This window comes from Pseudomonas syringae, from assembly GCF_021606685.1.
In the GTDB taxonomy this organism is placed as follows: Bacteria; Pseudomonadota; Gammaproteobacteria; order Pseudomonadales; family Pseudomonadaceae; genus Aquipseudomonas; species Aquipseudomonas syringae_R.
In genome coordinates, this window is the sequence record NZ_WKCB01000012.1 from 1 (window position 1) to 22,489 (window position 22,489).

Annotated in this window: 16 protein-coding genes and 1 pseudogene; 7 read left to right on the top strand and 10 right to left on the bottom strand. The window is 62.6% G+C overall.

What is annotated here, in order from left to right:
• Window positions 1-362: 362 nt before the first annotated feature.
• Window positions 363-1,781 (top strand): amino acid permease, encoded by a 1,419-nt coding sequence (locus GIW02_RS07225; protein WP_236419566.1) that lies wholly within the window; start codon window positions 363-365, stop codon window positions 1,779-1,781.
• A gap of 39 nt (window positions 1,782-1,820) precedes the next feature.
• Here GIW02_RS07225 and GIW02_RS07230 read toward each other — a convergent pair whose 3' ends face one another.
• The 6 genes and pseudogenes from GIW02_RS07230 to GIW02_RS27215 all read right to left on the bottom strand — a co-directional run.
• On the bottom strand, window positions 1,821-8,300 hold the full coding sequence (locus GIW02_RS07230) for an NEL-type E3 ubiquitin ligase domain-containing protein (protein WP_236421807.1): 6,480 nt from the start codon (window positions 8,298-8,300) through the stop codon (window positions 1,821-1,823).
• A gap of 63 nt (window positions 8,301-8,363) precedes the next feature.
• Window positions 8,364-9,506, bottom strand: coding sequence for an OpgC domain-containing protein (locus GIW02_RS07235; protein WP_236421808.1), 1,143 nt, complete (start codon window positions 9,504-9,506; stop codon window positions 8,364-8,366).
• Between the two features lie 132 nt (window positions 9,507-9,638).
• Window positions 9,639-9,935 (bottom strand): cupin domain-containing protein, encoded by a 297-nt coding sequence (locus tag GIW02_RS07240; protein ID WP_236419628.1) that lies wholly within the window; start codon window positions 9,933-9,935, stop codon window positions 9,639-9,641.
• 60 nt (window positions 9,936-9,995) lie between these two features.
• Window positions 9,996-10,280 (bottom strand): putative quinol monooxygenase, encoded by a 285-nt coding sequence (locus GIW02_RS07245; protein ID WP_236419626.1) that lies wholly within the window; start codon window positions 10,278-10,280, stop codon window positions 9,996-9,998.
• 12 nt (window positions 10,281-10,292) lie between these two features.
• Complete coding sequence (locus GIW02_RS07250) at window positions 10,293-11,912, bottom strand: FMN-binding glutamate synthase family protein (protein ID WP_236419624.1); 1,620 nt, start codon at window positions 11,910-11,912, stop codon at window positions 10,293-10,295.
• A pseudogene (locus GIW02_RS27215) lies at window positions 11,909-12,034 on the bottom strand (hypothetical protein); the annotation flags it as partial. The gene GIW02_RS07250 and the pseudogene GIW02_RS27215, both read right to left, overlap by 4 nt.
• A 255-nt stretch (window positions 12,035-12,289) precedes the next feature.
• On the opposite strand from GIW02_RS27215, the gene GIW02_RS07255 reads away from it, so the two are divergent.
• The 4 genes from GIW02_RS07255 (at window position 12,290) to GIW02_RS07270 (ending at window position 15,058) form a co-directional block, all read left to right on the top strand.
• Window positions 12,290-12,562, top strand: a complete 273-nt coding sequence (locus tag GIW02_RS07255; RefSeq protein WP_236419622.1) for a type B 50S ribosomal protein L31 — start codon at window positions 12,290-12,292, stop codon at window positions 12,560-12,562.
• Window positions 12,563-12,732: 170 nt separating this feature from the next.
• Window positions 12,733-14,073, top strand: coding sequence for an HD domain-containing phosphohydrolase (locus tag GIW02_RS07260; RefSeq protein WP_236421809.1), 1,341 nt, complete (start codon window positions 12,733-12,735; stop codon window positions 14,071-14,073).
• Window positions 14,074-14,147: 74 nt separating this feature from the next.
• Window positions 14,148-14,555 (top strand): NUDIX hydrolase, encoded by a 408-nt coding sequence (locus tag GIW02_RS07265; protein WP_236417752.1) that lies wholly within the window; start codon window positions 14,148-14,150, stop codon window positions 14,553-14,555.
• A complete protein-coding gene (locus GIW02_RS07270; RefSeq protein WP_236417755.1) occupies window positions 14,552-15,058 on the top strand; it encodes a GNAT family N-acetyltransferase in 507 nt (168 codons plus the stop codon). Before GIW02_RS07265 ends, GIW02_RS07270 begins: the two co-directional genes overlap by 4 nt.
• 21 nt (window positions 15,059-15,079) lie before the next feature.
• Here the strand turns inward: GIW02_RS07270 and metR are convergent, their stop codons facing one another.
• The gene (gene metR, locus GIW02_RS07275) at window positions 15,080-15,997 is read right to left on the bottom strand and encodes a transcriptional regulator MetR (RefSeq protein WP_236417757.1); all 918 of its coding nucleotides are present in this window, start codon (window positions 15,995-15,997) and stop codon (window positions 15,080-15,082) included.
• 182 nt (window positions 15,998-16,179) lie between these two features.
• On the opposite strand from metR, the gene GIW02_RS07280 reads away from it, so the two are divergent.
• Window positions 16,180-17,199 carry an alpha/beta fold hydrolase gene (locus GIW02_RS07280; protein ID WP_236417775.1) on the top strand — a complete coding sequence of 340 codons (1,020 nt, stop codon included), beginning with the start codon at window positions 16,180-16,182 and terminating at the stop codon, window positions 17,197-17,199.
• Between the two features lie 56 nt (window positions 17,200-17,255).
• Window positions 17,256-17,909, top strand: a complete 654-nt coding sequence (locus GIW02_RS07285; protein WP_236417759.1) for a DsbA family oxidoreductase — start codon at window positions 17,256-17,258, stop codon at window positions 17,907-17,909.
• Window positions 17,910-18,071: 162 nt separating this feature from the next.
• Here the strand turns inward: GIW02_RS07285 and GIW02_RS07290 are convergent, their stop codons facing one another.
• Genes GIW02_RS07290 through GIW02_RS07300 form a run of 3 tightly spaced genes read right to left on the bottom strand, consistent with a single transcriptional unit; the run spans window position 18,072 to window position 22,352 of the window.
• Window positions 18,072-19,469 (bottom strand): sigma-54-dependent transcriptional regulator, encoded by a 1,398-nt coding sequence (locus GIW02_RS07290; RefSeq protein WP_236417761.1) that lies wholly within the window; start codon window positions 19,467-19,469, stop codon window positions 18,072-18,074.
• Complete coding sequence (locus GIW02_RS07295; protein ID WP_236417763.1) at window positions 19,459-21,228, bottom strand: HAMP domain-containing sensor histidine kinase; 1,770 nt, start codon at window positions 21,226-21,228, stop codon at window positions 19,459-19,461. The genes GIW02_RS07290 and GIW02_RS07295 overlap by 11 nt, the downstream gene beginning before the upstream one ends.
• The gene (locus tag GIW02_RS07300; protein WP_236417764.1) at window positions 21,228-22,352 is read right to left on the bottom strand and encodes a GNAT family N-acetyltransferase; all 1,125 of its coding nucleotides are present in this window, start codon (window positions 22,350-22,352) and stop codon (window positions 21,228-21,230) included. The genes GIW02_RS07295 and GIW02_RS07300 overlap by 1 nt, the downstream gene beginning before the upstream one ends.
• Window positions 22,353-22,489: the final 137 nt, after the last annotated feature.

Consider the following 22,489-nt stretch of genomic DNA (forward strand, 5'->3'; position numbering starts at 1 on the left):
AGCCCCTCTTAATGCCTACCGGTTTTACCTGACACACCGCGTTAACCTTTTTGGGGCCGCTTCGCGCCCCAACGCGGGCAAGCCCGCTCGCCACAGAAGCTCGCATGCACAGCAAGCCCGCTCGCCACAGAAGCTCGCATGCACAGCAAGCTCGCATGCCACAACAAGCCGGCTTGCCACACAAGCCCGCATGACGATGCACCATTACCGTGCAATACTCGCCGCCCTTACACCCCGCTGATCTGGCTTGGCCAGACGGGTTTGCCCATAAGGCAGGCCCGCTATCAAGGCGTCGTGGCTTACCGGCTGCGGCCTGCGAGACTCGGTGGCTCATCTCCAATAACAAGACGAGGTTGTACTCTATGCCCGCTGGCAATCACCTGCCCCACGGCGACACCGCTCAAGGCGGCCCGCTGAAACGCGAACTCGGCGAACGGCATATTCGCCTGATGGCCCTCGGCGCCTGTATCGGTGTCGGTCTGTTTCTCGGCTCGGCCAAGGCCATTGAAATGGCCGGCCCGGCGATCATGCTGTCCTACATCATCGGTGGCCTGGCGATCCTGGTGATCATGCGCGCGCTTGGTGAAATGGCCGTGCACAACCCGGTCGCCGGCTCCTTCAGCCGCTATGCCCAGGATTACCTCGGCCCGTTGGCGGGTTTTCTCACCGGCTGGAACTATTGGTTTTTGTGGCTGGTGACCTGCGTCGCGGAAATCACCGCCGTGGCCGTGTACATGGGCGTGTGGTTCCCCGATACCCCCCGCTGGATCTGGGCCCTGGCGGCGCTGGTCAGCATGGGCACCATCAACCTGATCGCGGTCAAGGCGTTCGGTGAGTTCGAGTTCTGGTTTGCGTTGATCAAGATCGTCACCATCATTGCCATGGTGATCGGCGGCGTGGGCATCATCGCGTTCGGTTTCGGCAATGACGGGGTCGCGCTGGGGGTTTCCAACCTCTGGGCCCACGGCGGCTTTATGCCCAATGGCGTGCAGGGCGTGTTGATGTCCCTGCAAATGGTGATGTTCGCCTACCTGGGAGTCGAGATGATCGGCCTCACCGCCGGTGAAGCGAAGAACCCGCAGAAGACCATCCCCCGCGCCATCGGCTCGGTGTTCTGGCGCATCCTGCTGTTCTACGTCGGTGCGTTGTTCGTGATTCTGTCGATCTACCCGTGGAATGAAATCGGCACCCAGGGCAGCCCGTTCGTGATGACCTTCGAGCGCCTGGGTATCAAGACCGCCGCCGGGATCATCAACTTTGTGGTGATCACGGCGGCGTTGTCCTCGTGCAACGGTGGTATTTTCAGCACCGGTCGCATGCTTTACAGCCTGGCGCAGAACGGCCAGGCCCCGGCGACCTTTGGCACCACCTCGCGTAACGGGGTGCCACGCAAGGCACTGCTGCTGTCGATTTTCGCGCTGTTGCTCGGCGTGTTGCTCAACTATCTGGTGCCGGAAAAAGTCTTCGTCTGGGTCACCTCCATCGCCACCTTCGGCGCGATCTGGACTTGGGTGATGATCCTGCTGGCCCAGCTCAAGTTCCGTAAGAGCCTGAGCCCGACCGAGCAAAAAAACCTCAAGTACCGCATGTGGTTGTACCCGGTCAGTTCGTACCTGGCGCTGGCGTTCCTGGTGCTGGTGGTGGGCCTGATGGCGTACTTCCCCGACACCCGGATTGCGCTGTATGTAGGCCCGGTGTTCCTGGTGTTGCTCACGGTGTTGTTCTACACCTTCAAGCTGCAACCGACCCAGGCCAGCCAGGCTGAAACGCACGCCGCGTGACACGTGGCCGGTACTGGCCTGCGCCAGTACCGGCTCGCCTCAGGGGCGGCTCTGGCCGATTTGCACCGCCAGGGTCAATTGCCGGATCAGGCGTTGACGCTCGGCCACTTCATGGTCGGCAATCGATTGGCGCCTTTCCAGGTAAGTGTCCGATTGCCGGTCCACCACCTCCTTGTCGAGCTTTTGGGTTTCCACGCGGGCGACCTCGCGAATGGTCACGAAAGGTTCCGGCAGGCAGTGGGTCAGGTATTCAATCCAGAACTCTTCGCTCAGCAACATTTCCTGTAGCGCACCGGTGGTAGCCGCGAGCGTCAGGGTGTTGCGTGCCCTCTGGATGACTTCCCCGGTCACATACCCCTCGACGGTGTACAGCAATTCCATCGGGTGCAGGGGCAGGTCGAACTCCGTGGCTAATTTGTAGCGCAGGTAGATGGTCACTTCGGCGCGATCTACCTCCAGCCCGGCCTGTTCGCGGCTGCGGTTGAAATCATAGGAAAACTGATCCAGCTGGCGCAGGTAAAACACGCCCTTGGCCAGCTCCAACAGTGCCTTGTCTGCTTCGCGGCTGCTGGGCATGGACCTGGCTTGATGGATGCGATGTTCCAACTCCATATTGGTGAACGCCAGCAATACGCTGTCGCCGCAGTCGCCGGCACCGTAGGTGTTGAGGAAGACGTTGTTGCGCAATTGTGCCGACTGCGCCATGGCGTCCAGCAGCACCCAGACTCGGGCGGTGAGGGCCTCGCGGGTTTGCGGCGAATGGATATATGCGTAGGTGTTGGTCAAGTCGGCGAGCACCCGAAAGGCGTCGTCTGGCTGGGCCTCTTCACTGTCGAGCAGCTGTTGCCACACGGTTCGGCGCTGGCCCTGTTCAGTGCCGGGAATGCCGGCCAGCCAGTCGTCGATGCCGCCCGTCGGCGGCGCCACGTGAGCCAGGCCCGGCAGTGGGCCCACGCGTACGCCGTGCGTGATCCGGTGTTGGTGGATGCGCCGCTGAACCTCCTCGGGGAACGGATTGCCATGCAGGTACAACTGTCGGTTCAGGTTGCGCGGGTGCCGTTGGGTGAACACCTCATCCGGAACGCTGGTGAGCTGGTTTTCCTGCAAAGCCAGGTATTCCAGGTTAGGCAGGCTCCAGAAGCCCGTTGGCCATTGGCTGATGCCTGCCACTTCGAGTTGCAGGTGGGTCAGGTGGGTCATGCGGGTGACGTCCGGCGCCAGGCCAAGGCGGTTGCGGTTGAGCAGCAGGCGACGCAGGTTGACCATGCCGGCCAGCCGCTCGACGGCGCCCTGATCGAGTTGGATAAGGTTGTCACTCAGGTCCAGATGGGTGAGCTGGGTCATCTCGGTGATGCTGCTGGGGAGTGCTGTCATCTCGTAGTCCAGCTTGAGGCTGGTGAGGTTGGAAAAACGCCGCAGGAACCCGTCAGCCTCAACTGGAAAACGGTCCCCGGTGATCTGCAGATGCTCGATATGTGCGAAGGCGTCAGGATGGGTGATGACGCTGGGCGGCGGCAGCGGTTGAGCATCTAGCTGCAGCACCAGTGAGGGCGTGTCGAACAGGCCGTGCAAGTACAACGTGCTTGGGCTTTCCCGGCGCCAGGCGGCCAGCAGTTTTTGCATGATCATCAGGCGCGGTGCGCGGTCCCAGTAAGTGTCGAGCTGGCGCGGGTCATCGTGGCCCGGGTAGGACGCGTCTGCCCAGCGCCGCAGTTCGGTCTCAAGGGCTGCGTACTCGGCCTGGCGCCGTTCCAGTTCAAGCAGGGCGGCGGGTTCGCTGAGGCCCAGCGCACCCAGAAAGTCCCGCGCCTGGGTGGTGCTGAAACTGGGGTACAACTCCTTGACCTTGGCGATCAGGTCCGGTGGCCGGGTACCGCCAAACGGCCACAACCAACTCCAGAGTGGGTAGGCGATGAACGAACTGTTGACCTGCATGGGCGGCAGCAGCCAGGGTTGCAAATGCGGCAAGCCCAGCAGGGCCTTGATCTCCACACGCTTGCTCAAGGCCAGTTGGGCGATCTGCTCGCGCAAGGGGTCGCTGTGCATTTCGTGGGCCGCGCCCAGCGCTGTGCGCTCGGTGGCGGTGAGGGTCAGCACCAGCGCTTCGAGGAGCGGCCCCGGCGGGTGGTCGCTGCCTTGGGCCTGGTAACCCAACGAGGTCTTCAGCAGCTTTTTGCGCAGCGCCCCGTTCAGGTGGCCGGCGCTGGCGATAGGCGTGCCCTGCAGGCTGCCTTGATGGATATCCAGGCGTGCTGTGGCGGGCCAGCCGGGTACTGACTTGAGCAGGTGCAGGGTGATTTTTTCACTGTCCGGATTGTTCAAGGCATTCAGAAACAGCCCTTCGTACGCCCGATTCAGGCGCACGTCGGCAGCCGACAGGCGCGCCTGTTCCGTCAGACGCAAACCGACCCGGTCGTGTTCGCGCAGTTGTTTGAGTTCCTGGGGCGTGGCGCGGTCGAGGATGGCATTGATCAGGCTGTTCGGCAGCGCCGGGTGCTGGCGCTTGAAGCGTTTTTGCGGGTCGCTGACTTTGTCCTCGCTCATGGCATAAAACGAATCGAACAAACTGCCCATATTGCTGTTGGCATAGGTGACGATTTTCTTCACCAACTTGAACAGCCGCTCATCCACCGACACCGGCAATTCGCCCAGCAGGCCCTGCGTGATGTGCGTGTCTTGTACCAGCGTCGGCAGCAGCTTGCCGTCGAGGTAACTGACCTCGCTGATTGGCACGGTAATGCGCCGAGTCGCCCCAGGCGGATATTGCTTGAGTACCTGGCCCTGGCTGTCGGTGATTTGCAGGGTATGGCTGTCGGGCCAGCCGGGCAGCGCCAGCAGGATCAGCAACTGCGCGGCAGGCTGAGCGGTGCGCGACGTCGGGTCGGTGCGCATGGTGTCGAGCAGGTGCTGCAGTTGTTGTTCGAGCGTGAAGCGTTTGCAGGTATCGGCCAGCAGCGGCGGCGCGGGTTGGCCGGTGCGGTGTACCTGGCGCAGCGCCTGGGCCGAGGTGTCGGTGAGGGCGAGGATATTCTTCGCGGTGGCCTGGGGGAAATCATATTGGTTGCGCCCCAGGCGTTGGAACAGACGCTGGTCCTCCCAGTGCATCGGGTTCTCGCTGGCCAGGCGCCAGGCGCCGTCGTTGTTGTGTTCGAGCAGTGGGGTGTCGACGCCGACTTTGTCCGGGTGCTTGAGCCGCCACTTGAGCAGGTTCTTATCGAAAATGATGCGGTACAGCGACCCGAACAGCGGCAGGTATTCCTTGCCGTCCTGGCGCACGATGCCATTTGCCGCCGTTTGGGTCTGGGGCGCCACAACCAGGCGATGTTCGTATTGCACCAGGGAACCGTTGGCCAGGCTGACATAGCCTTCGGGGCTGCGCTGGTTACTCATGAAGTCCCCCAGGGTCTTGCGCAGGCCTTTGGCATCCGTGACGCCTTGCATGCCGAGCAATTGCCGCTCATGGGGTTGCAGTACCGCGCCAACGGCCAGGTAGAAACTGTCGATCAGCGGCGTCACGGCAATCGTCGACGCGTTATGCAGGTCGTAGGCCTCATAGTGGCCGTTGCCGTAGTGACGCAGTTCCACCGTCAGGTCATCGGGACCACTGGATTCGTAGGGCTTGCTGATCACTCCGTCGACCACTTCGGTGACCACGAAGTCGCGCTTGAGGGTCTTGCGCACCAAGGCCGAGGCAAACTCGCGCGCCCACAGGTCGATGTCCTGATTAAAGGTGCGGGGATGGTACAGACCGTCGATGACGGCGTCGATTCGCAGCGCCGTGCGGTGATGGTCGAGCTGGTCGGCGAAGGCGGTGGGCAAGGTGCCGGCGCGGAGAAATGCCTGTTGCTGCTCAGGAGACAGCGGGTAAATCTCCAGGATTTGTTGCAAGTTTGCGGCGGACAGCGGAGGGTTCAGCTCCCGCAGTTTTTTCAGCAGCGGCGTGACAGTGACCAGTGGCGCCGAGGTCTTGCGGGGCAGGAAGCGGCGGATGTCGGCCGGCACGCTGAGGTCATTCTGTTCGCGGTCTGCGTAGTCGAACAGGGCCCTGAACAAGGTCGGGCGTTCGGCCCTGGCCAGGGCGGCAACCTGCTCGCGTACCAGGGCGATACGACCGGTCTCCGAGCGACTTGGCAGGTCGTCCTTGCCGAGAGTGGATGCGCCGGGTTGGCCACGAATGATCAGTTGCATCAAGTGTTCTTCGACCGTGGGGGCCAGCCCAGGATCGTCCAGGGCGACGTAGCTGCCATCCTCCCGGCGTTTGAGGTCGATGCGGTGGGCGGGGCTCGTCGAGGCGTTGGCCGGGGCATAACTCTCGATCAGTTCGCCCAAGTGATCATGCACGTTCAGCACAGTATCCAAAGGCCAGTTCGGCAGCTGGGTCAGCAGGCAAAACACGCTGCTGTCGGCATGGACCGGCAGGCTGGCGCGTTGATGGAAATCGTCGATGATCTGTTGGATCACCCGGTCGACTTGCAGGCGCCGCACGCCCTCGATCAGGTTGAGCGGCGCCGGTGTCTGGCTGGTCCAGATATTGTCCAGGGTGGTACGGGTGGTGCAGGTGCTGCGCAGCATGTTTTCCAGGTCGACGTCGGGGGTGATCGTGGAGCCGTTGGGCAGCATGCGTTGCAGCAATTGCAGGTCACTGAAGGTGTGGGCGTTGTGCAGGTCGAACACCCAGGCCTGGAGCGTTGGCTCGAACACGATCGAGGGGGTGTGATGGTCACCGTTGTGGTGTTTGAGCCCGTAACGCTGGGCCTGTGGGTCCAGCACGACTTCCACTACCAGCGTTGTTGAGTTCTGCCGCAGTTTTGCATACTGGCGACCATTGACCGTGTAGATGCCCAGTGCGTCGGCGCTCTTGCCGTTGAGCAAATATTGATTGTCGATTGCGTAGGGGCGGGCGTCTGGTGTCCAGAGTTTATCGATGCCGTCGGCTGTGGTGACTTTGCGGGGGTTGCCCAATGCTTGAAGGTTTTGCAGAACCCGGCGCCGATGGGCCTGGCCGGCGGTGATCATCAAACGGCCGCTGATGGCCAGGTCGGCGATATCGCTCAGGGAGGCGGCGAACCCACTGGTATCACCTTTGGCGGCCTCGCTGACGGCCACGGTGAAACTGTAGGCGAGCGAGCCGAACACGGCGGTCAGCATGATGCGGTTCATGCCGGTGACGCCACCGGGCAGCGGGATCAGCAACAGGTTGAGGATTTCCCCGGCGATTGCGGCGGCGCCGTCCTTGAGGGCCTGCCAGTCGGCGGCCGTCTTGGTGGTAGCGAGCACTTGCAGGTTGGCCTGGTAGCGCTGGATATGCCGGTACGTCAGGGTTTGCACCAGGGTTTGCGTGCGCTCGGCCTTGATATCGGTGCTGAACCTCACCGTGTCCAAGGTGGTTTTCGGGAACGCCTTGTGAAAGCCGTCATACAGTGCGCCCGCCAGCCAGGTCATGCCCTCGGGGCGCGGCTCCTGGGTGATCAGGTGCCGGAACAGCGACAGCCCGACCAGGGGTAATTGCCGGGCAAACCAGCCCAAGTCCTGTTGCTCATGGCTGTCGTGCAAGGCCTGGCGAAATGCCGATTCGGCGGCCTGGCTGTCGATGTGGTACTGCAGCGCCCCCGAGGGGCGATAGGGGAAGTAGGACAGCACCCCGAGGCTGGCGACCTTGATCAGCATCAGCGGCAGGGGCAAGTGGGTTTCCCAGGGCACCACCAGCACCGCGCCCAGGGGCGTCGTGCCGGCGAGCAGGCTCAGGGTGTCGAACTGCGGTTGGGCGCCTCCTTCAAGCAGTGCGGCAGTGAGCAGGTCGTATATCGGCTGCGTCACGCCGCTGGCGGTGCGGTCGCGGTAGGCTTCCAGCACGTCCAGCCGAAAGCTGGCCAGGGTGGCCGCCCCGATCAACTGGCGCAGCTTGCCGTCGGCGGCCAGGGCGGTTTCGGTCTGCCGTTTGAGTTGGCCCCCCAGGTTCAGCTCCCGCGCCACAGTGATAAAGGTCAGCGCCTTGAGGCTTTTATCGCCGTCGGGGCCCACCACCTCACTGGCCTCCACCAGGCTGAAGCCGGAGTCCTGGGGGATCGAGTGGGTAAAGCCGAAGTTCAGGCACGCCGCTTCCCACAGGCTCATGCGCCGGGTGTGTTCCTTGTACTGCCAGTCGTCGTAGGCCCGACGCGATCGGTAGCCGAGTTCCTGAATATGCGGTTCCCAGGGGAAGGGTTGCTCGCGTTTTTCCAGGTAGGTGGTGTAGAGGTAATACTGCTCGGGGTCGCGTCCGCCGAGCTTGCTGCGCAGTTGCGCCAGGCCGAGGGTTTTGAACGACGTTTCCAGGCGCACTCTCTCCTCCTCGACCGCCTTGAGGGCGGCCAGGGCCTGGCGTTGCAAGGTAACGTAGAGGCGCCGCTGTTCCGCTGACAGGCTGCTCATGGCCTGGGTGACGTTGTGCTGGATCAGCTCGAGGGCCTGTTGCTGCGACCAGAGGGTGCTGGACTGCAGGTTCCCCGACATACCGTTGAGCAATTGGTGAGTCGACATGTGTTGCGACCTTTCACGATGAGTGGAAGGTCAATGGAAACACCGCGCCGAGCCGCTCCGGGGCTAACTATTTAAGCCGGGTTTGCGCAGCCGGTTGGCCTGCTCCGCGTCCAACCGCTTGTTGAATTCCAGCCACGCCGCCAGCGCTGCCATCAACCCGGCGCCGATCATCGCCGTCAGCAATTGCATGGCCACGGCATCGTGGGCCATGGCGTTGACCATGTCCGCCAGCGGCGCGAGCAGCACGCCCAGGCAAAACACCTCCAGGGAAAAACGGCCCATGCGGCAGGTTTGCTGCCCCAGCCAGTTCTGCGTCCAACCGCTGGTAGGTAACAGCTTGGCGGTGACGTAGGCCAGGGCCAGGAAATGCAGGAGGCGCAGCGGCGACAAGTCGGTCTTGCTGATCGGGTACAACAGGTTGCTGAGGGCCGACGGCATCAGCGCGTCGTGCACCTCGGGCCAGCGCCACGACAGCGTCAGCACCCCCGCCAGCACGGTGTACAGCGCCGCCGCCAGAAACAACGGCTGGCGCAGCAGTGGCCGGTGTTCCACCGGCCGCGCTCGCCCGGCATGAATCGCTGCGGCGCCACCGAGAATGAACAGGAACTGCCAGGTCACCGGGTTGAAGTACCACACGCCGTCGGCAATCGCGCGCAGGTTCCAGCCCATCCAGGGCGCCAGGAAATACACCGTGGCCGACACCGCCACCACCGGCCAGGCCTTGCGCAGCATAAGCGGCAACACCAGCGGCAAGCCCGCCAGCAGCACGATGTACAGCGGCAACGGGTCCATCAGGTTCGGCTTGAAGCGCAGCAGCAGTTCGTCGGTGAGGGCCTGTTGCGGGTGGGTGACGAAGTGCGTCAGGCCCATCTCCTCAACCAGGTCGCGGGTTTCCACATGGCTGTTGGCGAAGAACACGATGCCCATCAGCATCGCCAGCAAGAAGATATGCACCACGTACAACACCCACGCGCGACGCAGGATTTTCAGTGAGGCCATCCAGTAGCCGTCGCGTTGCATGATCTTGCCGTAGGCCAGTACCGAGGCGTAACCGGCGAGGAACACAAACACCTCTGCCGCGTCGCTGAAACCGATATTGCGCAGGGTGATCTGGCCCAGCGGGTTGTGGGGGACGTGATCCCAGAAAATGAAGATCAACGCCAGGCCCCGAAAAAAATCGATGCGTGGGTCGCGTCCGTTCAGCATGGCAGCGGGCTCTTGAACAAAAGGTTTAGTAATGACAGGCGAGCGAGCAAGTAGTCGTACGCCGCACGTCGGGCGCGCGCAGGTTGGCCGTATTTGTAAGCAATTGCAAAGGTTGGGTATTACTGGATGTCTCTAGACGTCAATGATCACAAGCGTACCTTGGCTGCCGGCGAGCACGGCATGTGCGATGCCGGCGTGCACCAGGTACATCTGGCCCGCCTCCACGCGGGTTTCACTGCCGCCGATGCTCAGGCGCAAGCACCCGCTGATCACCAGCAGCCCTTCGTTGTAGTCATGGGTTTCCTCAGCGTGTGCCTGCTCATCCATGCGCAGCACTTTGACCCGCGCCGGGCCGACCTGGCCCAGGCAGGTGGATTTCCAAGTGGTGGGCAACTGCCCTGCGATGTCGGCGAAGTCCAGTAACGGCATGTGAATCTCCTTGTGTGATCAATGCCGTCGGTGGTCCGGTTCAGCGCGGTGTGGGTATTTTCAGAACGCATCCATCAACAACACCCGGCAGGGTTTGGCCTGGTAGGCGTTGATCTGCGGCACCAGACGGGTGAAGTGTTCCGTCTGGCAGTGTGCATCCAGGGCGGCTTGATCGGGCCATTGCTCGATAAAAATAAAGTGCCCCGGGTCTTTTTGATCGACAAACAGATCGTAGGCGATACACAGCGGTTCCAGGCGGGTTTTTTCCACCAGTTCGGCGTACCAGGGGCGCACGGTTTCCAGGTGTTCTGGCTTGATGAAATCTTCAGCGATGACTTTCAACATGATCAATTCCCTTTAGGCGGCAGCGCTTTCATGCGGTTCAAAACTGTCGGCCCGCGCCATCTGCCACATGCGTGAATAGAACTCGCCGTTGACGTCGCCGGTGAGCAATTCGCCAGGTTTCAAGAACACGTGCAACTGCGAGAACAATTTGATTTCGGTCGCCGACATGCGCCGCACCAAGTGCTTGGCCGACAGCTGCGAAGGATGGTCCAGGCCCGCCGCCGCGAGCATCTCGGCCAGGGCCTTGAGGGTGTTGCGGTGGAAGTTGAACACGCGTTGGGCCTTGTCCGGCACCACCAGCGCGCGCTGGCGCAGTGGGTCTTGGGTGGCGACACCGGTGGGGCATTTGTTGGTGTGGCAGCTTTGCGACTGGATGCAGCCGATGGCAAACATGAAGCCGCGCGCCGAGTTGGCCCAGTCAGCGCCGATGGCCAGCACGCTGGCGATATCGAACGCGCTGACGATCTTGCCGCTGGCACCCAGCTTGATCTTGTCGCGCAGGTTCAGGCCCACCAGGGTGTTGTGCACAAACAGCAGGCCTTCACGCAGCGGCACGCCGATATGGTCGGTGAACTCCACGGGCGCGGCGCCGGTGCCGCCTTCCTTGCCGTCGACCACAATAAAGTCCGGGAGGATGCCGGTTTCGAGCATGGCCTTGGCGATGCCCATGAACTCCCACGGGTGACCCAGGCAGAACTTGAAACCCACCGGTTTGCCGCCGGACAGCTCGCGCAGTTGCTTGATGAACTGCATCAGTTCGATCGGTGTGGAAAACGCGCTGTGGCGTGACGGCGAGATGCAGTCTTCGCCCATCAGGATGCCGCGGGTTTCGGCAATTTCCCGGGTGACTTTATGCTTGGGCAGGATCCCGCCATGGCCGGGTTTGGCGCCTTGGCTCATCTTGATCTCGATCATGCGCACTTGCGGGTTCTGCGCCTGCACGGCGAAGCGCTCCGGGTCGAAGCGGCCGTCGCTGGTGCGGCAGCCGAAGTAGCCGCTGCCCAGCTCCCAGGTCAGGTCGCCGCCGTTTTCGCGGTGGTAGGGGCTGATGCTGCCCTCGCCGGTGTCATGCGCGAAGTTGCCAAGCTTGGCGCCCTGGTTCAGCGCGCGGATCGCGTTGGCGCTCAGCGAGCCAAAGCTCATCGCCGAGATATTGAACACCGAGGCCGAGTACGGCTGTGTGCACTGTGGGCCGCCGACCATCACGCGAAATGCGCTGGGGTCACTCAGCGGCGCGGGGCGCATGGAGTGGCCGATAAACTCGAAGCCCGACTGGTACACATCGATCAGGGTGCCGAAGGGTTTGTCGGCGGTTTCGTTCTTGGCGCGCGAATACACCAGCGAGCGCTGCGCCCGGGAGAAGGGCAGGGCGTCGCTGTCGGATTCGAGCAGGTACTGGCGGATTTCCGGGCGGATGGCTTCCACCAGGTAACGGATATTGCCCAGGATCGGGTAGTTGCGGCGTACCGCATGGGGGCTTTGCAGCAGGTCGAACAGGCCGATCAGGCTGAGTGCGCCAGTGACCAGGGTGATGGGCCACAGCCATTCATGCTGGATAAAGGGCAGGCTGGCGAGGGTGAAAATGACGCACACGGCAAAGAACGCGTAGCGGCTGAGTAGCGACAGGCTCATACGGTTTTCCTTGGGTTCGGACTCATCGGCCAGGCGTTGTGCGCCTGTAGAAAGATCGAGAACAGCGCCGACTGGGATTTGTTGCCTAGCTTGCTGGAGCAACCGCTGAGCATCAAGTGGCCGCGCGCAACCCCTGCGTTACGAGTCGACCCGACAGGCAGCGTGGGGCGAGCGGGCAAGCCGTATTCATGGCTCGTCAGGGAGAAATGCAGGGGCTTGATGGGGGCTGCTTTGCAGCCCAACGCGGGCAAGCCCGCTCGCCACGAAGGGCCAGGAAAACCTTATGGTCTATGCTTATTGCAATCGGTTCTCGTTTGGGTGCATGATTTGCGTTACTGTATAACACTTGAAATGCACCCAGATGCCCCGGAGGCCTTATGAAAGCTGGTATCCATCCCGACTACCGCACCGTGCTGTTCCACGACACTGCCGCCGATGTGTTCTTCCTGATCGGCTCCACTGCCGACAGCGACCGCACCCATACACACAGCGACGGCAACACCTACCCCTACATCCCGTTGGACGTCTCCAGCGCTTCGCACCCGATCTACACCGGCCAGCAACGCAAGACCCAGGCCGAGGGCCGTATCGCCGGGTTCAACAAGCGTTTTGCCTCGTTCGGCTCAACCCCGAAAAAAGCCGAGGCGTGAGGGCAGCACGCTTCACCTCGAAAGCCGCTCCTGTTTCTGGAGCGGCTTTTTTATGCATTGATGTCGTAAAGCCATTATTTTGTTTAAAACCGACTAAACTCCTCAGTAATCGCCAAGGAGGCCGTGACTTACAACTCTAAGGAATGCATACCGACGATCCGAGGTGTCCCATGGGAGAGTCAGTGACCTTTACCGATGCCGACCGTGCCGTGGTCTTGCTGATCGACGCTCACTCCGACGTCCTGCACAGCCTCACGCAGTTGCTGCACCTGGAACCCTTCGAACTGCACAGCGCCATCTGCGCCGCTGATGCACTGGCCATCCTCGCCACCCAACCCGTCGACCTGGTGATGAGCGCCGCGCGCCTGCCGGACATGGACGGCGCTTCCTTGCTGGCCCATATCCACCAGCACTATCCCCACACGGTGCGCATCCTGCTGACCAGCGAAACCGACCTGACCCTGATCATCAAAGCCATCAATGAGGGCGAGATCTACCGCTACCTCAGCAAGCCCTGGAAGGATGAAGAATTACTGCTCGCCCTGCGCCAGTCCCTGGCTCATCAGCATTCGGAGCGCGAGCGCGGGCGTCTGGAGCAACTGATCCAGCGGCAGAACGAGGAACTCAAGCAACTCAACGCCACCCTGGAAAAACGCGTGGCCTCGCGCACCAGTGAGCTGCAGCAAACCGCCGATATGCTCGACCTGGCCTACGAAGAACTCAAACACAGCTACGCCACCGGCACCGAAGTGTTCTCGTTGCTGGCCAACCTGCGCCTGCCGCGCGCCAAGCAGACCAACCGGCAGATCATCGAATTGGTGCGCACCTGGTGCGTGGCCCATGGCGAAGACTGCGCCAGCAACCGCGACCTGACCATGGCCGCCGCGCTCTATAACATCGGCAAGCTGAGCTGGAGCGACAGCATGATGGCCTCGCCTTCGGACCTGCTGCACAGCACTGACCGCGAGCGCTATCGCGCCTATGCGACCCAGAGCGAGTCGTTGCTGATGACCCTGGAGCCGATGAAAGATGCCGCGCGGCTGATCCGCCATCATCAGGAGCGCTGGGACGGCAGTGGTTTTCCCGACCACCTCAAGGGCGACGCGATCCCTGCCGGCTCACGCTTGCTCAAACTGGCGGTGGACTTTATCGAGCTGCAAAAAGGCCTGATCCTGGAGCGGCAGATGAACAGCGACGAAGCGCTGCTGTACATCCGCAAGTACGCCGGGCGGCTGTATGACCCGGTGATGGTCGAGGACTTTGTACGCGTGTGCGCCACCTACCTCCATGACGTGACCCTGGGCGACCCCAACGTCAAAGTGCTCGGCACCCGCGAATTGGAGGAAGGCATGGTGCTGGCGCGCAACCTCAACGCCGACAACGGCATGCTGCTGCTCAACGCCGGCAAGGTGCTGAACCTGCCGCTGGTGGATAAGCTGATTGCCTTCGAAACCATGGAGGGCGCGCGCTACAGCGTGTTCATCAAGGACCAGGCCGTGATCCCAAGCTGAACGCTCCCACGCATAATTGCGACATGCCCGCTGACATGTGATGCTTGCGTCTTTGCCTCCAAGGAAGACTGTTCATGCCCTCCACCCTCCGTATCGCTGCCGCCCTGCTGATCGGCAGCGACGGCCAGACCCTGCTGGTACGCAAGCGCGGCACCCAGGCCTTCATGCAGCCGGGCGGCAAGATCGACGCGGGTGAACAACCTGCCGAGGCCCTGGCCCGTGAGCTGTACGAAGAACTGAACCTGCAGATTGAGCCAAGCGACGCCATTTACCTCGGCACGTTTTCAGCCCCGGCGGCCAATGAGCCAGGCTTTACCGTGGAAGCCGAGTTGTTCCAGGTGCAGATCGACGTGCCGGTGAGCCCCGCGGCAGAGATCGAAGAAGTGCGTTGGATCGACCCGGCCGGCGACGGCGGCCTGCAGTTGGCACCGTTGACGCGGGATCTGATCCTGCCGTTTTATCGTGAATCGCTGACGGCATGATCATCCGCACCCTGGGGGCCAGCGACGCCGAGGCTTATCGGGCGTTGATGCTGGAGGCGTATGGCGTGTACCCCCAGGCGTTCACCTCCAGCGTGGCGGAGCGTGCGGCGATGCCATTGAGCTGGTGGCAAAAGCGCCTCGACACGCCACTGGATCGGCTGTTGGGCGCTTTCCACGGCGATGCGCTGGCGGGCATTGTCGGCCTGGCGTTCGAGCCTCGGGAAAAGGCGCGCCACAAGGTGACCTTGTTCGGCATGTACGTGAACCAGGCTTATCAACACCAAGGCCTCGGCCGTCGATTGGTCGAGGCGGCGCTGGATGAAGCGCGCCAGCACCCGCGCCTGAAAGTGATCCAGCTGACCGTCACCGCCGGCAACGCCGCGGCCTTTGCGCTGTACCAGCGCTGCGGGTTTATCCAGTACGGCCTGGAACCGCTGGCGGTGCGGGTGGGCGTCGAGTATTTCGACAAGATCCACATGTGGCGTGAATTGCAGCACCCCTGATATTCACCGTGGGAGCGGCGCTCAGCGCACCGCGCTGACCCCATCGAGGGTCGAAAACGACGTGTCCTTGGCCGTCAGCAGGAAGTCGCGCATATACGGCGCATCCAGCATGTCTGCACGAATGCCCGCGTACAGCGTCGCAAACAACCCTTTCTCACCCAGGCGCTTGGCCTTCACGTAGCCGCGCGAGCTGTATTCATGCAACGCCCAGTGGGGCATACCGCATACGCCACGGCCGCTGGCGACCAGTTGCATCATCATCACCGTCAGCTCCGAGGTGCGTACCTGGGCCGGTTCCACGTCGGCAGGCTCGAGGAAGCGCGTGAAGATGTCCAGGCGGTCACGCTCCACGGGGTAGGTGATCAGGGTTTCGTTCAGCAGGTCTTCCGGCACGATGTACGACTTGTTCGCCAGCGCGTGCTGGTTGGCCACGGCCAGCATGGCTTCGTAGGTGAACAGCGGCACGTAGGTGATGCCCGGCAACTCTTGCGGGTCGGACGTGACCACCAGGTCCAGGTCGCCACGGGCCAGGGCCGGCAGCGGCGCAAAGGCAAAACCCGAAGCCAGGTCCAGCTCGACTTCCGGCCAGGCATCGCGGAACTGGTCGATGGTCGGCATCAGCCACTGGAAGCAGCTGTGGCACTCGATCGCCATGTGCAGACGCCCAGCGGTGCCGCCCGCCAGCCGTGCGATATCACGCTCGGCGCCGCGCAGCAGCGGCAGGGTGGCGTCGGCCAGTTGCAGCAGGCGCAGGCCGGCGCTGGTGAAGCGCAGCGGCTTGGTCTTGCGCACGAACAACTGCATGCCCAGGCGCTCCTCCAGCTCCTTGAACTGGTGGGACAGCGCCGACTGCGTCAGGTGCAGGCGTTCGGCGGCTTCCACCAGGCTGTCGGCTTCGCGCAAGGCGTGCAGGGTCTTGAGGTGACGGATCTCGAGCACGGGCTCTCCATGAAGACAATTTGTGACGAAGTTGAATAGCGTGAGTTTGTCTCATGTTGCAGGCCGTGTCGACCGTGACCACTGGGCACTCTTCATCAAACTGTCACGTAACTGTGGCAGCGCGCTTGAACAAACTTCATCAGACTCGCGCTCTACTGGGGTTCTGCGTTTCGGTGTTTTTCATGCGCGTGGTGTTTTTACTGGCCGCTCTACTGTTCGGCCTGCCGTCTTTTGCGGCTTCTCGATGTGATGTCAATGTTGCGACCCAAACGGTCGACCTGGCTCAGGTGAGCATCGCCTACCAGAGTATCGGGCGTGCGTCCGACCCTGCCTTGCTACTGGTGATGGGCCTGGGCGGGCAGTTGATCCACTGGCCGGACGAAGTGGTTGTGGCCCTGTGTGAGCAAGGTTTCCGGGTGATCCGCTATGACAATCGGGACGTCGGTCTGTCCACCTGGCGCCAGGCTCCGGCCAGCGCCAACCTGACCTTTGAGGTGCTGCGCTACAAGCTCGGCCTGCCGGTGGCGGCGCCTTACACGCTGACCGACATGGCCGACGATGCCCTGGGCTTGATGGACGCGTTGCAGGTCCGCCAATTCCACGTGTTGGGCGCGAGCATGGGCGGCATGATCGCCCAGCACCTGGCGGCCATGGCGCCGCAGCGGGTCGAGAGCCTGACGCTGATCATGACCAGTTCCGGTGCCGAAGGCCTGCCGGCGCCAAGTGCCGCGCTGGTGCAGTTGCTGTCGCGGCGGGGCGCACCGAATCGTGAAGTGGCGCTGGAGCAACAGGCCGACTTACTCGCGGCATTGGGCAGCCCGAACGTGCAGGATGATCGCCAAGCCTTGCTGCACCAGGCGGCGCTGTCCTACGACCGCGCCTTCAACCCCGAGGGCGTGAAGCGTCAGATCATGGCGATCCTTGCCGAGCCAAGCCGCGTACCGTTGCTCAACCAGCTGCGCGTGCCGACGCTGGTGGTGCATGGCACTGCCGACCCGTTATTGCCGGTGATGCACGGCGTGCACCTGGCGGCGCATATCCAGGGCAGTCAATTGAAGCTGATCCCCGGCATGGCGCATCGTTTCCAGGAGGCGTTCAAGGCGCCGCTGCTGACGGCGGTGCTGCCGTACCTGCAAGCCCATCGCGAAGATGCCGCGCATTGGGCGCAGATCGATCAGGGCCCGCCTTCGAAGGTCTTGTAAAGTTGGTGTATCGTGCAACCTTTGTGGCGCATTCACTGCCAGCGAGGTTGCCTACCATGAGTACTCCCCTGAAAATCGATTTCGTCAGCGACGTGTCCTGCCCCTGGTGCATCATCGGCCTGCGCGGCCTGACCGACGCCCTCGACCAGCTTGGCGCCGAGGTGCAGGCCGAGATTCATTTCCAGCCGTTCGAGCTGAACCCGAATATGCCCGCCGAGGGCCAGAACATCGTCGAGCACATCACCGAAAAATACGGCTCCACGGCTGAAGAATCCCAGGCCAACCGTGCACGTATCCGCGACATGGGCGCCGCGCTGGGCTTTGCCTTTCGCACCGATGGCCAGAGCCGTATCTACAACACCTTCGACGCACACCGCCTGCTGCATTGGGCCGGGCTGGAAGGCTTGCAGTACAACCTCAAGGAAGCGCTGTTCAAAGCGTATTTCAGCGACGGGCAGGACCCCTCCGATCCCGCCACCCTGGCGATCATCGCCGAAAGCGTCGGCCTGGATATCCAGCGCGCGGCCCAGATTCTCGCCAGTGACGACTACGCCGCCGAGGTCCGCGAGCAAGAGCAATTGTGGATCTCCCGTGGCGTGACCTCGGTGCCGACCATCGTGTTCAACGACCAGTACGCGGTAAGCGGTGGCCAGCCAGCCGAAGCGTTCGTGGGCGCGATTCGCCAGATCATTCGTGAGAGCAAAGCCTAAGCACAAGCGGCTTTCGTGGCGAGCGGGCTTGCCCGCGTTGGGTGGCGAAGCCGCCCCAAAACCTGTGCCCCGGTTAAGCCTGACACACCGCGGTTAAATCTTCTGGGGCCGCTGCGCAGCCCAACGCGGGCAAGCCCGCTCGCCACAGTGTTTTGTGGGGTGTCAGCGGACGATCTTGTCTACTTGAATGCCCAGCTTCTTCAGGCGATACCAGAAGCTGCGTTCGGTAATTCCGATCTTCTGTGCCGCTGCCGCCTGCACGCCGTTGCTCTCGTGCAGCGCCGCCAGAATGTAGGCTTTCTCGACCTCCGCCAGCGCCGCGTCCAGGTCCTGGGGAACGCCTGGGCCATCGCTGAGGATCGCCGTGACGCCGCCTTCGCTTGGCTTGGAGGCAAACAGATACCCCGGCAGGTCGATATCCTCGATCACCGGCGAGGCGGCGACGATGGTTGCGCGCTCCACACAGTTTTGCAGCTCGCGGATATTGCCCGGCCAGTGGTACGCCGCCATCGCCTGCAACGCCTCGGGGCTGAAGCCGGTGATGCGCTTGCCGGCGGTGGCACTGAGGGTCTGGGCAAAGTGGCGGGCCAGGGGCGCGATGTCTTCCACACGCTCGCGCAGGGCGGGCAGCGGGATCGGGAACACGTTGAGGCGGTAATACAGGTCCTCGCGAAACTCCTTGTTGGCCACCGCTTCCAACAGGTTCTTGTTGGTCGCGGCGATCACCCGCACATCCACCTTGCGCTCGCGCGGGTCGCCCACCGGCTCGATCACCCGCTCCTGCAACGCCCGCAGAATCTTGGCCTGCAACGCCAGCGGCATGTCGCCCACTTCATCAAGAAACAGCGTGCCCTTGTCGGCCTGTTGAAAGCGCCCGATCCGGTCCGCCACGGCGCCGGTAAAGGCGCCCTTGCGATGGCCGAACATTTCGCTTTCCAACAGGCCTTCGGGGATGGCCGCGCAGTTGACCGCGACGAAGGGTTTGTCGGCCCGGCTGCCGTGTTTGTGGATGGCGCGAGCGACCATTTCCTTGCCGGTGCCGCTTTCGCCGGTCAACAGGATCGTGGCGCTGCTGTCGCGCACCGAGTCCACCGCTTGCAGCACCGTGCGAAACGCCGGGCTGTCGCCCACCAGGCTGTCGAACTGCGCGTGCGCGTCCAGCTCGGCGCGCATGCGTGCGTTGTCGCGCATGATGTCGCGAAACTGCAAAGCCTTGGCCACGGTGATGTCCAGCTCGTCGATATCGAATGGCTTGGCGATGTAGTCATAGGCACCGTTGCGCATCGACTGCACGGCGTTTTTCACCGTGCTGTAGGCGGTCATCACAATCACCGGCACCTGCGGGTAGCGCAGTTTTATCTCCGCGAGCAGGGCCGGGCCGTCCATGCCCGGCATGCGCCAGTCGCTGATCACCAGGTCGATGTCTTCCTGCTCCAGCACCTTGAGCGCATGCAGGCCGTTGCCGGCAATGAACACCTCGATGCCGCTGTGGCCCAGGGCCGAGGCCAGCAGGTCGCAGAGCTTGGGTTCGTCGTCGACTACCAGAATGTTATGCGTCATGACTGTCCTCGTCGTCTTCGCCCATCGGCGGAATGTACAGGCTGAAGGTGGCGCCTGCATCGTTCTCGCTGGCACATTCGATGCTGCCGTCGTGACTTTCCATGATCGAATAGACTTTGGCCAGGCCTAAACCGGTGCCGGAGGCCTTGGTGGTGACGAAGGGCGTGAAGATGCGCTCGAGCATCTGCGCCGGGATGCCCTGGCCGCTGTCGCCGACGCTGATAATCGTGGTGTCAGCCTCGCTGCGAATGCCCAGGGTCAGGCGACCGCCTTGGGGCATCGCGTCGATGGCGTTGAGAATCAGGTTGAGGCACGCCTGCTTGAGTTGCTTGGCGTCCGCGTAAATCGTCGCCCCCGGCGACTGGTCGTCGATCTGCGCTTCGATACTGTGGCTGGCCAGTTCCGGCGCGCAAAAACCGAGGATCTCCTCCACCAGCGGGCGGGCCGGCTGCACCACGCGCAAGGGCGGGTTGGGCTTGGCAAAGTCGAGGAACTCGGTGATCAGGTCATTGATGCGGCTGACTTCGCTGATCACGTATTCCAGGTGGCGTTTGTCGGCCTCTGGCAGGTCGGCGCGGCGGTGCAGCAATTGCGTGGCGGTCTTGATGATGCCCAGCGGGTTGCGGATCTCGTGGGCCAGGCCCATGGCGACTTCGCCCAGGGCATGCAGGCGATCACGCCGACGTAGCTGCGCTTCGAGGTGATGCAGCTCGCCCAGGCGCTCGGTCATGTGGTTGAAGGTGCTGCTCAACTGCGCCAACTCGTCGCCGCCGGTAACCTGCACGCGGTGCTCGTAGTTGCCCGAAATCACTGCCCCCACACCTTGGGACAAATCCCGCAACGGCTTGGTCAGGCGTCGTGAGACCAGCACTCCCGCCGCCAGGGACAGCGCCGAGCTGACCAGGAAAATCAGCACGAACAGATTGCTCTGGTTCACCAGCCCCACCAGGCTGGTGTGGCGCAGCAGGCCGCTGAAAATCACGCCTTGCAAGTCGCCGTCATCATTGAAGATCGGCCAGTACAAACCGCTGTAGTTATTGGTGAACTGCTCGCTGGGCTGCTTGGTGCTGCGCATTGACGTCTCGACATTTTTCGGGATGCGCGACGGGTGATCTTCAAAGCGCTGGGTCGAGAAAATTTCCGAGAAACCGTCGGGGTTGGCCAGGTACAGGCGCAGGTCGAGGGAATGCACATCGGCCACGCTGGTGAGGAAACTGCTGTCCAGGTAGGTCGCCACCAGCAATAAATAGTCGACGCCATCCTGGGTGGTCTCGAAGGTGGAAACCACTATGCCGGTACTGACGCCGGCCACCTGCACGGTCTGCAGCACCGCATTGCTGGTCAGGCTGATCTGTTTGACGATGTCGTCGGAGGCCGTGCTGAACACCACTTTTTTGTCGCTGGCGCGGATCAGCGCGACCACGTCGATATCGGTGGCATCAGCGATGTCGGCGGTCAGGCGGTCATGCCGGGCGGCCATCTTGTTGGAGGGTGGGCTGGTGTAGCGCAGGAACAATTTGGCCATGCGCGCGTTGTCGTGAAGGATGTCGCCGATCTCGTCCTTGACGATCTTGGTCGACTCCTGCAGCCAGATGCGCACGTTGCTGTCGAAGATCTGCGACAGGGTGGTGGCCGCCAGCTCTGCGGCGATCATGGTCGGGATTACGCTGACTAACCAGAACGCCAGCACCAGCTTGCGCTGGACGCTCCAGCGGGAAATGGCAAAGGGGCGGGCTTTCTGGCGGGTCTTGGTGATCATCAGGTTTCGCTTATCGCAGCAGCCATGGCAGGGTCGGAACGATCCGGTCGAATAAACAGTTTTACCAGCCTGAGCAGGCCGTTGACCAGCCGGTTGCGGTGCCGGAAATACACACGGTTGCCCTGGAACTCGCAGCCCAGGCGCAGCTTACTGGCATACCCGGCCTGCCCGCACTCATACAGCGCAATCTTGTGTTCAATACAGTAGTCGACGTTGGTCAGCCAACTGCGGAAGTACAGGTTGTAGTCGCGGGTGAACGCGACGTCATGCGCGAAAAACTTGTCCACCAGCCGATGTTCGTCGACCAGCAGCAGGTTGAACGCCACGACGTGCTCGTCGACCCAGTACAGGGCACACACGGCGCGCCCTTCAAGGCGTTCGAGCACCCCGGTGAAGTAGCCGGCAGGCAACCGCTCGAACTGCAGCTCGGCACGCGCCAGGGTCGCTTCATACAGGCGCATGATGTCGGGCAACACGTCGTCGATGTTGCGCCGCCACTCTACGCGTGGCCCTGCTGCGCGCAGTTTGCGGCGCAGGTCCTTGCGCGTGGACTTGCCCAGCGAGCCGAGGTAGGCGTCCACCGAACCGTAGGGCAGCGGCAACACGCCCGTGGGCAGACTCGGCATGCTCTGGAAACCGGCGCCGTGGCAACTGTCGACCCAATGCGGGTCATCGCTCGGCGCGTCCTTGACCGCCAGCAAGCCGATACCCAATGCATCGGCATCCTGGCGCGCAGCGTGCAACAGCTGCTTGAGCAGCAACGCGCGACGCGTCTCGCGCACGTGGCTTGCGAACCCGGCGTCGCAGCGCTCGGCCACCGGCGAGCCGATGGCATACAACCCCACCTGCAAAAGCCCCGGCCACAGCCGTTCCAGGCGTGCGGTCAAACGCTTGCCGGCGCCCGACACCGTGGTGTCGAGCCGGTAATGGGTGATGAACGCCGGGGCCACGGCCACCAGCGTGTCCTCTTCATACACCGCCAGGTAGCGCCACTGGAAATCAGCGATGCTGGCGTTTTCCACGGCGACGTAATAGTCCCAGTCCTCCAGGGCACCGGGAAAGCAGTCGTTCCAGGCGCTACGCTGGATGCCCCGGATGGTTGGGAAGGCTTGGGTGGTAATCACAGAGTTCCCTTAGTCGTGAGCAGATTTATCTGGCAAGCAGGTTTGTTGTGGCAAGGGCTTATGCGGCACCCGGGCTTTTGTGGCGAGCGGGCTTGCCCGCGTTGGGCTGCGAAGCAGCCCTAAAACCATTCACCGCC